We start from the raw sequence: 14,722 nt of genomic DNA, 5'->3' as shown, positions 1-14,722 counted from the left end.
GATTATTCTGCTAATGAAAATTGAGAATCGTACAGGTTTTTATAATACCCAGATGCTTTGTTAATCAATTCTTGATGCGTTCCTTCTTCAACAATCAATCCTTTGTCCATTACCACGATTTTATCAGCATTGACAATGGTTGCTAATCGATGCGCAATAACAATGGAAGTTCTTCCTTTGGTTATCGTTTCAGTTGCACGTTGAATCAATTCTTCCGAATAAGTATCGATTGATGAGGTTGCTTCATCTAAGATTAAAATACTAGGATTGCTTACATAAGCTCTCAAAAAAGCAATCAATTGGCGTTGTCCAGAAGAAAGCATAACTCCTCGCTCTTTTACGTCAAAATCATAATTGTCAGGTAGACTCATAATGAAATCATGCACCCCAATTTCTTTTGCGGCAGCATAAACATGGTCTCTAGTGATTTCGGGATTGTTAAGCGTGATATTGTTGTAAATGGTATCAGCAAAAAGGAAAACGTCTTGCAATACAATAGCAATTTGTTTTCTAAGCGAACTCAAGGTATAGTTTTCGATATTTTCATTATCAATACAAATAGTACCGCTTTTAATTTCATAAAAACGATTCAAAAGGTTGATGATGGTTGATTTTCCAGCACCTGTAGAACCTACAATGGCTATAGTTTCTCCTGAATTGACACTCAAATCAATGCCTTTAATCACTTCTTCGTCTTCAATATAACTGAAATGTACTTTTTTAAATTGGATACTTCCTTTAAAAATAGGTGCTTCAATTTTTCCAGTATCTTGAATTTGATCTTGGGTATCAATAATTTCAAAAACACGATTGGCAGCAATCATTCCTAGTTGCATCTCATTGAATTTATCTGCAATTTGGCGCAAAGGATTGAAAAGCATACTGATGAACATAGTATAAGAAAACAAATCTCCAAAAGTGGTAAAATGGTCACCATTTAAGATTTTTATTCCACCGTACAAAACCACAAACCCAAGAGTTAGTGACGAAATAATATCGGCAATAGGGAAGAAGATGGAGTTATATAAAATGGTTTTTATCCAAGCGTTTTGATGTTTTTCATTAATGCCTCTAAATTTTTCGGACTCAATTTCTTCGCGGTTGAACAATTGTACAATCTTCATTCCTGTAACGCGTTCTTGTACAAAAGTATTCATATTAGCAATTTGCGTACGTACTTCCTCAAAAGCAAGCTGCATTTTGCGTTGGAAAATTCGAGTTATAAAAACTAAAATAGGCATTGCAATAATTACAATCCAAGTTAATTTCCAGTTCATGTAAAACATAAAAATAAGCACCACCAGCATTTTCATCATGTCACTTATAATCATGAATAAACCTTGACTAAAAATACGGGCAATGGATTCAATATCAGATACGGAACGAGTTACGAGTTGCCCCACAGGAACCAAATCAAAGTATTTCATTCGGAAACTTAGAATATGTTTGAACAACTTAATTCGGATGTCTTTTACAATGTCTTGTCCCAACCAATTTGCCCAATACACAAAATAAAACTGCGAAAAGACCTCTAACAAAAGTACAATTCCCATCAAACTGATGTACATTAAAAGTCCATTGGCATCTTGCGTTTGGATGTAGCTATCCACGGTTTGCTTCAATAAATACGGACGCAAAGCTGCGAAAATAGATAATGAAATGGCAAAAATTACTACGCCATTAAAACGCCATTGATACGGCTTGGTATATTGTAAAATTCGTTTGAATAATCGGGTATCAAATGCTTTTGCTTTCATTTTTTTATTTTAGTCCTTTTTTTAGTCCTTAGTTTTTAGTCCCTAGTCCTTAGTTTTTATTTATGAAATAAATTTACTAGGGACTAAGTACTAATCATCTAAATAGGGATATTCTATTTTTGTTAAATACAATCCGTGTGCTGGAACCGAAAAACCCGCTTTTTCTCTGCTTTTACTTTCAATAATAGCATTAAAATCGGCTAGCGTTATTTTGTGTAAACCAATATTAACCAGTGTTCCTACAATAGAGCGTACCATGTTTCTCAAAAAACGATTGGCTGAAATTGTAAAAATTAATTTATTTCCTTCTTGTTTCCAATAAGCTTCAAAAATAGTACAATCAAACGTATTTACATCGGTATTTACCTTAGAGAAACATTGAAAATCAGTATGATTGAATAATAATTTTGCGGCTTCGTTCATCAAATTAACATCTAACTCTTGATGAAAGTACCAACTTTGCTCTTGTAGAAAAACATCTTTATACCTATTGATGTGGTATTCATACGTTCTTTTAGTTGCATCAAAACGACAATGCGCATCGTCTGCAACAGCCAAAATGTTATAAATAACAATGTCTTTAGGAAGAAAGGAATTGAGTTTGTGAATTAATTTTGGAATATCAAAATCAGCTTCAAAATCAAAATGCGCATACATTTCGCTAGCGTGAACTCCAGTATCGGTGCGTCCAGCGCCCATTAAACTAATTTCTGAATGTAACAAAACCGAAAAAGCTTTATTCAAAGTTTCTTGTACCGAAGCAGCATTTGGCTGAATTTGCCAACCATGATAAGCGGTTCCGTTGTAAGCTAATTTTATAAAATATCTCAAGAGTAGTGTTCCGTATTCAGTGTTTCATATTCACGCAATAATGCCGAAAAATGTTCATTGAAAATTAATAGTGACAAATTTACAAAGTTTTATCTTAGTTGTTGTTTAAAAAAGCCTAAAACTAAAAAGCACAATTGGTATTAAATAATAACTTTGCTGACTAATCTTTGAAGCACTTTTAGCTAAATGAAAAAAATCCTTTTACTTTCAGATACGCATAGCCATATAGACGATGCCATTTTAAAATATGTAAATCAAGCCGATGAGGTTTGGCATGCAGGGGATATTGGCGATTTGAAAGTGACTGATACTTTGAAAAAACTTAAACCTTTGCGTGCTGTATATGGTAATATTGATGATGCTCAGGCACGTTTAGAGTTTCCTTTACATAATCGGTTTATGTGTGAAGGAGTTTCGGTTTGGATTACGCATATTGGTGGTTATCCAGGAAAATACAATCCGAATATTAAGGCCGAAATGACTGCGAATCCTCCACAATTATTTATTTGCGGACATTCCCATATTTTAAAAGTTATGTTTGATAAGAAACACAATTTGTTACACATGAATCCCGGTGCTTGTGGGAAAAGTGGTTTTCATCAAGTTCGTACCATGTTACGATTTGTAATTGAAGCAGATAAAATTAAAGATTTAGAAATTATAGAATTGGAAAAAAGAGTTTAATTAGCTTTTGTTCTCAATTGGAACCATAATTTCGATAGTAGTTCCTATGTTTGGTTTTGAAATAATTCGAAACTTTCCATTCATAGTATTGATTCTGGCTTTAATTTGGTTCAAACCAAAACCTTCAATAGTTTGGTATTGTTTAATTTCAAAGCCGATACCATTGTCTTCAACAAGAATCTGTAATTTACCGTCTTTTTGTTTCAAGTCTAGTTTGGCAACCTTGGCCTGACTGTGTTTGATAATGTTGTTTAGTAATTCGCTAATGATAAAATACATTTTCATTTCATAATCTTCATTATAGCGTGTTTCTGCATCGGTATTTGTGCTGAAATGGAAGAGGATATTCGAATTAGAGTTCATTTCGCATAAATCATTGAGTGCATAAAACAATCCAAAACGAACCAACAAAGATGGTAATAATTGGTGTGATAAATCCCTTATTTTATAATGAGTTTGTATAAGAATGGCTTTTGTTTTAGTGATTTCTTCGCTGTTAGTCTGGTTTTTTGAAGAAAAAATGGTGAGATGTAAGGCAGCCGAAGAAAGTAAAGCACTGATGTTGTCATGTAAAAAGGCAGCGATTTTTTTTCGTTCTATTTCTTGCCCACTTATAGTAGCCGTAATGATGTTTTCCTGAATTTTACTCTCAATATTTTTGAGTTTATTGGTTTGTTTTAATTGGCTATTTTGAAAATAAAAATATGAAAAAACAATAATTAGTAACAATATTGATATAATAACAATGCTTATTAGTTTGTTTTTGGATTGTTTTTCAATTAAAAGTTGGTGATTGGTTTTGTATTTAGTTTTAATATTGTCAATCTCTCTTTTGTACTCATCAATCTCCAGATTGATTCCTGCAACATTGAGTTTTCGTAGTTTTTCTTCGGTATTAAGATAGTCAGTAATTTTATTATAAGCTTCAAGATGTTGATAAGCTTTTTTGTAATCTTTAATTTTAAATAGAAATTTTGAATACTCTAAATGGGAATAAGATAAGTCTGATTTCTCATTGCCATTTTCGCCTAGTGCAATAGCTTTTTCAAAATAAAAATGCGCTTTTGTATTGTTGTTTATATGCGAATTATACATGCCGTTGAGCATGTTTAATGCAACAATGGTTGAGGTGTCACCAAATTTGTCATGATATTTATTAATGTATTTTAAATAAGGAAGTCCTAAATTGAATTTTTCAATATCAAAATATGCCCAGGTAATATTGAGTTTGGTAAAGACTATTTCAGAAGAATCGCCTGATTTTTGACTGTATTCAAGTGACTTTTTATAATAATAAATTCCTTTAGCATATTCTTTTTTGTCAAAACAATAAATATTGCCAAGGTTGTTGTTGATCCAGTTTTTTAGATGGTTATTGTTAGTTTTATTCGCATAAACAAGACCTTTTTTATAGTAAAATAATGCCTTTTCATATTCAGTTAATTGATCAAAGTTACTGGCAATCGTATTGTAACACAAAGCAATCAAGTTGTCGTCTTTTAAGAGTATGGCTTTTTCTAAAGTTTGACGAGCAAGAATTAATGATTCCTCATATTTGTCGGCTCTCATCAGATTTTTGGCTTTTTGTGCCAGAACAGTTGTTTCTTCTTTTGTTAATTTGCTGGTTTGTGCATACAAAAAGTTATTAGTGCTAATCCATAAAAGCACCAATAGCAGGTTGTAAATACGTTGGTAAGGCATAATAAAAAGTTGAAATGACTGATGTTAAGGAGTAATCAAATTGTTTTTTAAGGCAAATTTGACCAAACTGATGGTGTTTTTAGCGTTGAGTTTTTTTAGAATGTTTTTTCTATGGGTTTCTACAGTATTTGAACTGATGAATAGTTTTTCAGAAATCTCTTTTCCACTATATTCTAAAGCAATTAAAGTGACAATTTCAATTTCTCTATCGGTCAATTGAAATTCTTGATTGATTTTGCTCTTGTTTAATTTTGGATTTTTCTTTGTTGCCGAATTGAAAATAGTTTCTCTAACTTGACTACTAAAATATTCTTCCCCAGTGCTTACCACCTGTATTGCTTCAACGATGTTCTCACCGGCACATTGTTTTGTTAAATAGCCACTAGCACCTAATTTCATTACTTCCTGAATGATTTTGATATCATCATAGGTAGAAAGTACAACCACTTTGCAAGGAAATCCTTTTTTAGCAAATTCTTTAAGCACTTCAATTCCGTCTTTTTCGGGCATACTAATATCTAATACTAGAATATCTGTGGAATTATTTGTTACTTCTTCATAAAGTGTCGTCCCTTTTAGAGAATATCCCACCACATTAAAATTGGGGATAGAATTGAGCAAGGTGCGCATGCCATCAATAAGTACTTTGTGATCGTCTGCTAAATGAATTCGTATTGGAGTTTCCATGTGTAGTTTCTAATATTTTCAAATGTATAAAAAATATAGCACAAAAAAACCCGAATTTTCATTCGGGTTTCCTTCGCACTAATAAATTAAAATTTATAGGTTTACCTCAATCTGTCCACAGATTTTACAAGATCCTCATCCTTTTTGATCGCTTTATTAGCCAAAACCAATGCTGCGATAGCAATAATAGGTAGAAACATCCCAATACCTTTCTCAGAAACCTCAGGAGTTTCTCCAGATAAATTTAGTGAACGATATAAAAACAATCCTAATAAAATCAAATTTAATATGATATTCAATCTGCCAATAACAAATTGATTTTGTCTTTTCTTGTAGGATATAATGCTTAAAATTGATAATGTGGTACTTAATCCAAATAACACAACATAAACTTGACTTTGCATAAATAAGAAAGATTTACCATCGCTAAGTGTCCATAATGGAAAAATAAAAGGTAAAATTCCTGTGATTACAAAAGCAAGAAGTAAATATACGGTTTGAATTCTTTGTATCATTAGTATCAATATTGCTCTACAAAAATATATTTTCTTTTTTTAAAATACTATTGTATCCTAAAATTTTATTCGTATTATTGCAATACAATACCGTAAGCACTTCATACTGCGGTGAATTCAAAGTAAAAAAAACACACCTAATCTTTTCAAGGTTCCCCATTTTAATTAAACTCATAGAACATTCATGTTTGATATTTCGGCATTAAAAGAAATGAAGCTTTCTGAGCTTCAACAAATAGCTAAAGCTGCTAAAACAATAAAATACAACGGTGTTAAAAAAGAAGCTTTAATTACGAGTATTTTGGATTTTCAAAATTCTTTGGCAGCAACTCCGGTGGTTGAAGAAACCAAAATAACAACTGAAGCTGCTGATGATAAGGCTAAAAGGGTTCGTATCACCCCAGTAAAAAAGCAAATAACGCCTAAAAACAAGTCGCTTGCTTCTAAGGAAATTGATGCTCAAGTTGCAGTAAAGAATGTGGAGAAGATTGATTCCTCTGGTGAAACTACAGAAAATACAAAGCTAAACGAGCAAAAGGAAGAAACAGCAAAAGAAGTTGTTCCAACTGAAAAACCAAAGGTGGTAAAATTTAATAAGGCAACTTACGAAAAGAAAATTGCTTTAAAAAAGAATAAGGAAACCCAAAATGAGGATCAGACAGATGCTGTAGTTGAGGATAAACCAAAACAAGCAGAAACGTCTGCTGAGAATACTCCAGCACCTCAAAAGAAAATCAATCCGAATCAACAAAATAAGCAAAATCCAAACCAAAACCAGAATCAAAACGGAAACCAAAATCCGAATCAAAACCAAAATCCGAATTTTAAAAATAAGAAAAATAATTTTAGAGATTCCGATTTTGAATTTGATGGAATTATAGAAAGTGAAGGTGTTCTTGAAATGATGCCTGACGGTTATGGATTTTTACGTTCTTCCGATTATAATTATTTAGCCTCACCAGATGATATTTATTTATCTACTTCACAAATTAGATTATTTGGTTTAAAAACTGGAGATACCGTAAAAGGAGTGGTAAGACCTCCTAAAGAGGGAGAGAAATTTTTCCCCTTAGTTCGTGTACTGAAAATAAATGGACATGATCCTCAGGTTGTTAGAGATCGAATTTCATTTGAACATTTAACTCCGGTTTTTCCATCGGAAAAATTCAAATTAGCCGAAAGAGATAGCTCTATTTCAACCCGTATTATCGATTTGTTTTCTCCAATAGGTAAAGGACAACGTGGTATGATTGTAGCTCAACCAAAAACGGGTAAAACCATGTTGCTGAAAGAAATAGCCAATGCTATTGCTGCTAATCATCCTGAAGTCTACCTTATTGTTTTGTTAATTGACGAACGTCCTGAGGAAGTTACAGATATGCAGCGTTCTGTAAGAGGTGAAGTTATTGCTTCCACTTTTGACAGAGAACCACAAGAGCATGTTAAGATTGCAAATATCGTTCTTGAAAAATCAAAACGTTTAGTAGAATGTGGCCATGATGTTGTAATTCTTTTAGATTCCATCACGCGTTTAGCTAGAGCTTACAATACAGTTCAACCAGCTTCAGGTAAAGTATTAAGTGGTGGTGTAGATGCTAATGCGTTGCAAAAGCCAAAACGTTTCTTTGGAGCTGCGCGTAATGTTGAAAAAGGTGGTTCATTAAGTATTATTGCAACTGCATTGACAGAAACAGGTTCTAAAATGGATGAGGTTATCTTTGAAGAGTTCAAAGGAACAGGTAATATGGAATTGCAATTGGATAGAAAAATTGCTAACAAACGTATTTTTCCTGCGATTGATTTGACTTCTTCTAGTACACGTCGTGATGATTTATTATTAGATAAAGATACATTGCAAAGAATGTGGATCATGAGAAAATACCTTTCTGATATGAATCCTGTGGAAGCAATGGAGTTTATCAATGATCGTTTTAGAAAAACTAGAAATAACGAGGAGTTCTTGATTTCTATGAATGACTAATTCAGTTTGCAGTGTTCAGAAGGCAGTATTCAGTGTTCTGACTAAAATATATAAAAAAAGCGATTTTCAGTATGAAAATCGCTTTTTTTATATCTGTCTTCTAAAAATAGTCTTCTGCTGACTTAGAATTGAAGTTATGCTTTTCTTTCTAACAAAGCCATGTAGAATCCATCAAAACCAGATTCTGAAGCTAAGATTTTATGGTCTTTTACAAAGGTGAATTGTTTTCCAATTTCGGTAGTTAAAAAACGTTCAACTTGCTTTTGATTTTCCGAAGGCAAAATAGAACAGGTTGCGTAAACCAATTTTCCGCCTGGTTTTACAATTTTAGAATAGCTTTCTAAAACTTCCGATTGTACTTTACGGATATTATCAATAAATTCAGGTTTCAATTTCCACTTTGCATCAGGATTTCTTTTTAAAACTCCTAAGCCACTACAAGGCGCATCAATCAATACGCGATCAGCTTTTTCATGTAATTTTTTAATCACTTTAGTGGTGTCAATAATGCGGTATTCGATATTAAAAGCACTGTTTCTTTTAGCCCTTAACTTTAATTGCTTTAATTTGCTTTCGTATAAATCCATAGCAATTAATTGCCCTTTGTTTTCCATCAAAGAGGCTATATGCAAGGTTTTACCACCCGCACCCGCACAAGTATCTACAACACGCATTCCTGGTTTTACATCAAGAAATGCCGCAACTAATTGTGAATTGGCATCTTGAACTTCAAACAAACCTTGTTTAAAAGCATCGGTCATAAAAACATTAGCACGTTCTTTTAAAACTAAAGCATCGGGTTGGTCTTTTAGATATTCGGTATCGATATCTAAATCCATTAAAATAGCTCTTAGTGCTTCTTTGGTTGTTTTAAGTGTGTTTGTTCTTAGGATTACTTTGGCTGGTTGGTTTTGCGCTGCAATTTCTTTAGCCCAAACTTTTTCGCCTAATTCTTTAACCCCTAATTCGTCCATCCAGTCTGGAATAGATTCTTTAAGCGGTCTTATTTTTGAAAGTTCGTCAAAACGACCTTTGATTTTTCGTTCTGGAGTTCCTTCAAGTTGACGCCAATCCGGAATTGGGTAACCTCTTAAAACTGCCCAAACAGCAAACATTCTCCAAAGATTATCTCTGTCAAATGGCTCTTTAACTTCAGCAATTTCGGCATATAATCTTTTCCAACGAACAATTTCGTAGATTGTTTCAGCAACAAACTTTCTGTCGGAACTTCCCCAACGCTTGTCTTTTTTTAATGCTCTTGCTACTACTTTATCAGCATATTCTCCTTCGTTAAATATTGCATTTAGAGAATCGATAGTAGTATATACTAAGTTTCTGTGTAATCTCATTGTATTTATTTGAGCTGCAAAGGTACTATTAAATGAATTGAAAGTTAAATTTAAATTTCATTTCTGTAAAAATGATTTTCTCTTTTGTGGAATCTGTTTTATTTTAATTTCTCTTTAAAAAAATCAATGGTTCTATTCCAGGCTAATGTTGCTGCTTTTTCATCATAACGAGGTGTGGTATTATTGTGAAAACCATGATTGACATTCGGGTAAATGTATGCGGTATTAGGAACTTTGTTTTCATTTAATATTGTTTCAAATGCGGGCCAACCAGCATTTACTCGGGTATCTAAACCTGCATATTGTAATAACATTGGTGTTTTTATTTGTGCGGCTTCCTCGGCAGTAGGTTGACCACCATAAAAAGGAACTGCAGCGCCTAAAGTTGGAATTTTTACAGCCATTAAGTTAGCAATCCAACCACCAAAACAAAATCCGACTACTCCGATGTTTCCGTCGCAATCGGGATGATTTTTTAAGTAATAATACGCAGCAATAAAATCTTCGAGCATTTCATAACGGTCTCTTTTTTTCTGCATTTCCCTTCCTTCATCATCGTTGCCGGGATAACCTCCCAGTGGGGTTAGCGCATCTGGTGCTAAACTGATAAAACCATCAACCGCTAGGCGTCTTCCTACATCTTCTATGTAAGGATTTAGTCCTCTGTTTTCGTGAACTACAATTACTCCTGGTAGTTTTTTATTGGTTTTGCTTGGTTTAGAAAGTAATCCTTTGATTTTTCCTCCTCCTTTTGGAGATTCGTAAGTAATATAATCTGACTCTATTCTGGGGTCATCTGGCTGAACTGTTATTGAGTTTACATAATCAGGTGTTATAAAACTCAATAAGGAAGGTAAAGTTAATGTACCAACAGCAAATACAGATAGTTTTTCAATGAATTGTCTGCGTTCAATTTTATTATGAGCGTAATCGTCGTAGAGGTCAAATATTTCCTGACTGATATCTTCTTTGGTTATTTTTTACATTGCTGTAGCGGTTAGTTAAGAACACTTTAAATATAGTTAATATTCTGGTTGGTTATGAAACAAAAAAAGCTCCTGAAACGACAGGAGCTTTAAAAAAAAATAAAATAATCAATATTAGAACTTATATTTAAGACTTGTCATTACTTGACGAGGTGCAATTGGGTTAGCACTATAGTTTTCGTGAACGGTATAGTTTAACTCATTTGTAATGTTAGATAATTTGCATAAGATTGAGAATTTTTTCCAAGTATATCCAATGGATGCATCTACTGTAGCATATCCGCCTACTGGAACTTCTCTGTCCCAAATTCCGGTTGGATATTTTGTTAAATCATCTTTATGTTGATTGTTCCATCCTGCAATACGGTCTCCGATGTAATTTCCAATTGCTCCAATAGAAAAGCCTTTTAAAGTTCCACTTGGCACTGTATAAAAGAAACTTAGATTAGCCGTAGTTGTTGGTGTTCTTGCAACACGGTCACCTTCAACAAAACTACCATCAAGTCCTGAAGTTTTCGTGTATCGCATATCGTTGTAGCTATAACCAGCATTAATTTTGAATCCTTCAAAAGGTCTTGCCGTTACATCTACTTCTACACCTTTACTTTTAGTTTCACCGCTCATTACTTTGATGTTTGGGTCATTATTTTGGGTAATACCATCGGCTAAAAAGGCTGCAGTTTGTACCAAATTATCGTTATTTATAATGTATAAAGTAATATTAGTGCTTAAGAAGCCTCTCCAAAAATCAGTTTTAATTCCTGTTTCATATTGATCAATAATTGATGGGTCAAGTGGTTTATCGTCGTATGTATTTCCTGTATTTGGTGTGAATGAATTAGAATAACTAGCAAATAAAGAAATGTTTTTTGTTGGTTGCACCACCAATCCTACTTTTGGTGAAAAGGCATTGTCTAAACGTTTTGGATCTTCAGAAATAGCTACTGGATTTTCTGTAAAGTTGTAGATTGTTGCCTGAGATTCTTGCCAAGACCAACGTACACCAGCTAACACTTTGATATAATCAGTAAATGAGATTAAATCCTGAGCGTACGCTCCAAAACGATTGTATTCTGTATCCGTATTTTGAGTAGCAACAGTACTGTATGGATTTACAGTGCTTTGTGTACTTGGATCATAAGTAAAAAGATTAATTGGAGTATCTTCAGTTGTTTTAAGGTTACCGTTACTATCATAAAATGCAAATCTGTATGAGGATGTTAAGGAGTTTTCAAAATCAACACCTGTAAAAATTTGGTGTTTGATAGCTCCGGTTTTGAAATGGCCTTGTAAACTTAATTGATTACCAAATACTTTTTCTCGATTATCATTTTTGGTTAAACCTCTTTTCCAATCACCAGGAGTTGCATAACCATCTAAACCTGATAATTGAGATGTAGAGGTTTGTGTTCTTTTATAATTTTGGAAAGAAGTATTAAAGTTTAATTTCCAGTCTTTGTTGAATTCATGATTTAATAATATTGAAGCACTTGCTGATTTAGTGTTACCATTAGACCAAAGCGCTCCGTAGTATGCACTTCGAGGTGTGTCAAGGATTTCTTTACCAATGATTCCTGTTCCAAAATCAGGAGTCCAATCGGCACTTAAATAGTCTCCTTGTACAGTAATTTGCGTTTTGTCTGTAATTTTAAATAAGAACGAAGGGTTAAAATAAATGCGTTCATTCTTAACGACATCTCTAAAACTTTCCGAGTTTTCATAAGAACCAGTAAAACGATACGCGATAGATTTGTTTAAAGGACCATAAAAATCAATAGAAGGTTTGTAATAAGAGTAACTTCCAGCCTGCATTGAAATTTCTCCACCTTGTGTGAATTGAGGGGTTTTTGTAACTAAATTTAGAATTCCTCCCGGAGCAACGTTACCAAATAATAAGGCAGAACCTCCTTTTAAAAATTCTACTCTTTCTAATGATGAAACTTCAGGGATAGAACCTGCATTGTAACGAAAACCGTTTTTTAGCATATTATTAGCACTCATGTCGTATCCTCTTGACCAAAATGATTCCTGAGCGCCACCACGAGCAGAACCTACATAAACACCGTTAGCATTTTTTATAACTTCACTCAAACGGATGGCTTGTTGTTGTGTGATGATTTCGTTGTCTATAACTTGAACACTTTGTGGCAAATCCATTGGTTTGATTCCAGATCTTGTTGCTGAAATCGGTTTTTGTGGTTTGTTTCCAGTAATCACAATTTCTTTAAGGATTTGACCTTTTTTATTTTTTATAGTATCAAAAGGAGATGTTGTGATTTCGTTAGAAATAGAATAGTTTATTGCAGATGCTATTTCTTGTGCTTGGTTAGATATTGAAAATAATAGTGCTATTGAGGGCAGTAAAATTCTTTTCATTCGTTTTTTATTTGGATTTATTTAAAATAACGGTGCAAATGTATGAGCTAAAAACGATTTAAACAAATGTTATTTGGAATAAATAAAAATAAAAAACAACAAAAGTTTTAGAAGTTGTTTGATTTATTTTTGGAAATCAGTTTTTATTTAGAATAAATCTTAGTAATGGAGTTGTTGATATTTTGTTAAGTAGTTGTTTTGTAGGTCTTTATAATGTATTGTTGAGTGTTGCAATGCAAATGTATCTTCCAAAATACGTAAAGCTATTTTTTGTAAAATTTTTTTTGACAAGAAATTTTTATTTGGATTTTACGCTATTTGTTATTTAGACACTGAGGTTGCTTTCAGATTGATTGCGAAGAAATGGTAGAGTTCGTTTAAAGTACTAGCAGTTTGCGGTATAGCATGACCTTTACCGTAATTTACAAGAGTAGATGTTAATACACCTAAATTATCTAATTTGGCTTTGAAATGTTTAATTTGGTCAGCATAATAGGGATCATCATCCGTGTTGTAAAAGAAAAGGGTAGGAGCAGCTGTTTTTTCAACCAAAAACGATGAACCCATCGATTCCCATAAAGTTCTGTTTTCGTCTAAGTTTCCCCAAACCCAAGGGCATCTTTGTTCTAAATTTTTATCTCCATCATTTAAAGCATTATAAATTAAGGTGTAATCAAAAACACCTGGCCCTAAAGCTGCTGCTTGAACATCATCTTTGATTTCTGTGTGGAAACCAGCGTTTTCTATAGTATCTATTTTTTTATCTCCAATAGCCATAGAGCCTGCTGTAGAGCCTCTGGAAAAGCCAAAAATACCTATTTGATTTGAAAGTTTCATTTTGTTTGCAAAAACACGTAAGGTTCTAATAGCCGATTTTACTTTTTGTGCAGTATCAGGATTTGTTTCAAATGACTTGTAGGCATCATTAGGTCCGTTAGTAGGTTTTCCTTTTCCCCATTGACAATATTTTGGATGATCGGCAATAGCCCAAGCCATTCCGATGGCAGGAGCTCCTTCTAGAAAAGAATCATTAAAGCCAGCAAATGAATAGGGCAGATAAAGTCTTTGGTCTTTATAAGCATTCGTCAATATTTCTTTTTTGTTATCAAAAAAAGCATAGCTGTTGCTGTAGGAAAAAGATAAAATAGTTGGGATTTTTATTTTTGGATTTGCCGGATAAATAATATCCATGTGCAAGGAATCACCCACAATGTATTGTTCTGGGCTGTTGTATATTTTAGGATTGTCGATAAAATAACTAATATCTCGGGCTATGCGATATCCTTCAAAAAGAATATAAGATTTATTAAGAGAACAATTTTTTAAACCACAAAAACTTCCAGCAGCTATGGAATCGTTAATAGCAATAATATCCTCATTAATTTTAAGTGCAACGGCATTTTTATTTTTTTTATAATCCAATTCAATAACACGGTAACCTTGTGATAGAAGCCAATGAACGTTTTTTTTATTACTGTTTCTTCCGATTTTTTTTATGGACAGATTTTCCAAATAAATGACGGTTACAAAATTTCCATTGTAATCTTTTATTGGTTTTTTGGATTCTGTTGTTTTGTATTCAATAGTTCCAGCTGTTGTTTTACTTGTCCATCTTCCAGTAAATGCCTGAGAACTTATTGTAAGTAGCAGACTTGTTAAAAACGCTAATAGATTTTTTTTTGAAATAAAATTTAAAAAAAGGATAGGGCTGTATCTCATTGTGTTTTTATTACGAGTAAAGATTTCTAAATCTTAAGATTATTATTTTAGAGTTACAAAAATAAGTTTTTAAGTTTGTTTTGGACAGATACAATAAGCTTGAGTTTTTAATTTTAGCTTTTTTAAGCTATGATTA

The 14,722-nt window shown here is 32.9% G+C and carries 11 protein-coding genes; 2 read left to right on the top strand and 9 right to left on the bottom strand.

Annotation, left to right across the window (positions count from 1 at the left end; translation table 11 throughout):
- Positions 1 to 2: 2 nt before the first annotated feature.
- Together AC4FRF_RS13335 and truA are read right to left on the bottom strand one after the other, a co-directional pair.
- A complete protein-coding gene (locus tag AC4FRF_RS13335) occupies positions 3 to 1,757 on the bottom strand; it encodes an ABC transporter ATP-binding protein (protein ID WP_491160049.1) in 1,755 nt (584 codons plus the stop codon).
- Positions 1,758 to 1,847: 90 nt separating this feature from the next.
- On the bottom strand, positions 1,848 to 2,588 hold the full coding sequence (gene truA, locus AC4FRF_RS13330; RefSeq protein WP_491160048.1) for a tRNA pseudouridine(38-40) synthase TruA: 741 nt from the start codon (positions 2,586 to 2,588) through the stop codon (positions 1,848 to 1,850).
- Positions 2,589 to 2,774: 186 nt separating this feature from the next.
- Here truA and AC4FRF_RS13325 point away from each other — a divergent pair, with 186 nt between their 5' ends.
- Positions 2,775 to 3,272 carry a metallophosphoesterase family protein gene (locus AC4FRF_RS13325; protein ID WP_491160047.1) on the top strand — a complete coding sequence of 166 codons (498 nt, stop codon included), beginning with the start codon at positions 2,775 to 2,777 and terminating at the stop codon, positions 3,270 to 3,272.
- Here AC4FRF_RS13325 and AC4FRF_RS13320 read toward each other — a convergent pair whose 3' ends face one another.
- The 3 genes from AC4FRF_RS13320 to AC4FRF_RS13310 form a co-directional block, all read right to left on the bottom strand.
- Positions 3,273 to 4,973: a tetratricopeptide repeat-containing sensor histidine kinase gene (locus AC4FRF_RS13320; protein WP_491160046.1), complete on the bottom strand. Its 1,701-nt coding sequence runs from the start codon at positions 4,971 to 4,973 to the stop codon at positions 3,273 to 3,275.
- Positions 4,974 to 4,997: 24 nt separating this feature from the next.
- Positions 4,998 to 5,660 carry a response regulator gene (locus AC4FRF_RS13315; protein WP_491160045.1) on the bottom strand — a complete coding sequence of 221 codons (663 nt, stop codon included), beginning with the start codon at positions 5,658 to 5,660 and terminating at the stop codon, positions 4,998 to 5,000.
- Positions 5,661 to 5,761: 101 nt separating this feature from the next.
- On the bottom strand, positions 5,762 to 6,175 hold the full coding sequence (locus AC4FRF_RS13310) for a DUF4293 domain-containing protein (RefSeq protein WP_491160044.1): 414 nt from the start codon (positions 6,173 to 6,175) through the stop codon (positions 5,762 to 5,764).
- A 184-nt stretch (positions 6,176 to 6,359) separates the two neighbouring features.
- Here AC4FRF_RS13310 and rho point away from each other — a divergent pair, with 184 nt between their 5' ends.
- Entirely contained in the window at positions 6,360 to 8,156 is a 1,797-nt protein-coding gene (gene rho / locus AC4FRF_RS13305; protein WP_491160043.1) for a transcription termination factor Rho, read from the top strand.
- A 134-nt stretch (positions 8,157 to 8,290) separates the two neighbouring features.
- Here the strand turns inward: rho and AC4FRF_RS13300 are convergent, their stop codons facing one another.
- The 4 genes from AC4FRF_RS13300 to AC4FRF_RS13285 all read right to left on the bottom strand — a co-directional run bounded on the left by AC4FRF_RS13300 (position 8,291) and on the right by AC4FRF_RS13285 (position 14,586).
- Positions 8,291 to 9,505 (bottom strand): RsmB/NOP family class I SAM-dependent RNA methyltransferase, encoded by a 1,215-nt coding sequence (locus AC4FRF_RS13300; RefSeq protein WP_491160042.1) that lies wholly within the window; start codon positions 9,503 to 9,505, stop codon positions 8,291 to 8,293.
- Positions 9,506 to 9,603: 98 nt separating this feature from the next.
- Positions 9,604 to 10,482 (bottom strand): dienelactone hydrolase family protein, encoded by an 879-nt coding sequence (locus AC4FRF_RS13295; RefSeq protein ID WP_491160096.1) that lies wholly within the window; start codon positions 10,480 to 10,482, stop codon positions 9,604 to 9,606.
- A gap of 123 nt (positions 10,483 to 10,605) precedes the next feature.
- A complete protein-coding gene (locus tag AC4FRF_RS13290) occupies positions 10,606 to 12,867 on the bottom strand; it encodes a TonB-dependent siderophore receptor (protein ID WP_491160041.1) in 2,262 nt (753 codons plus the stop codon).
- A 321-nt stretch (positions 12,868 to 13,188) separates the two neighbouring features.
- The gene (locus tag AC4FRF_RS13285; protein WP_491160040.1) at positions 13,189 to 14,586 is read right to left on the bottom strand and encodes an alpha/beta hydrolase family protein; all 1,398 of its coding nucleotides are present in this window, start codon (positions 14,584 to 14,586) and stop codon (positions 13,189 to 13,191) included.
- Positions 14,587 to 14,722: the final 136 nt, after the last annotated feature.

The sequence above is a fragment of the Flavobacterium sp. ST-158 genome, from assembly GCF_058309975.1.
This window is presented reverse-complemented; position numbering and strand designations above follow the sequence as displayed.

Coding starts and splice junctions, on each gene's coding strand:
- AC4FRF_RS13335 (WP_491160049.1), bottom strand. CDS start 1,757: ATGAAAGCAAAAGCATTTGATACCCGATTATTCAAACGAATTTTACAA.
- AC4FRF_RS13325 (WP_491160047.1), top strand. CDS start 2,775: ATGAAAAAAATCCTTTTACTTTCAGATACGCATAGCCATATAGACGAT.
- AC4FRF_RS13320 (WP_491160046.1), bottom strand. CDS start 4,973: ATGCCTTACCAACGTATTTACAACCTGCTATTGGTGCTTTTATGGATT.
- AC4FRF_RS13315 (WP_491160045.1), bottom strand. CDS start 5,660: ATGGAAACTCCAATACGAATTCATTTAGCAGACGATCACAAAGTACTT.
- AC4FRF_RS13310 (WP_491160044.1), bottom strand. CDS start 6,175: ATGATACAAAGAATTCAAACCGTATATTTACTTCTTGCTTTTGTAATC.
- rho (WP_491160043.1), top strand. CDS start 6,360: ATGTTTGATATTTCGGCATTAAAAGAAATGAAGCTTTCTGAGCTTCAA.
- AC4FRF_RS13300 (WP_491160042.1), bottom strand. CDS start 9,505: ATGAGATTACACAGAAACTTAGTATATACTACTATCGATTCTCTAAAT.
- AC4FRF_RS13290 (WP_491160041.1), bottom strand. CDS start 12,867: ATGAAAAGAATTTTACTGCCCTCAATAGCACTATTATTTTCAATATCT.
- AC4FRF_RS13285 (WP_491160040.1), bottom strand. CDS start 14,586: ATGAGATACAGCCCTATCCTTTTTTTAAATTTTATTTCAAAAAAAAAT.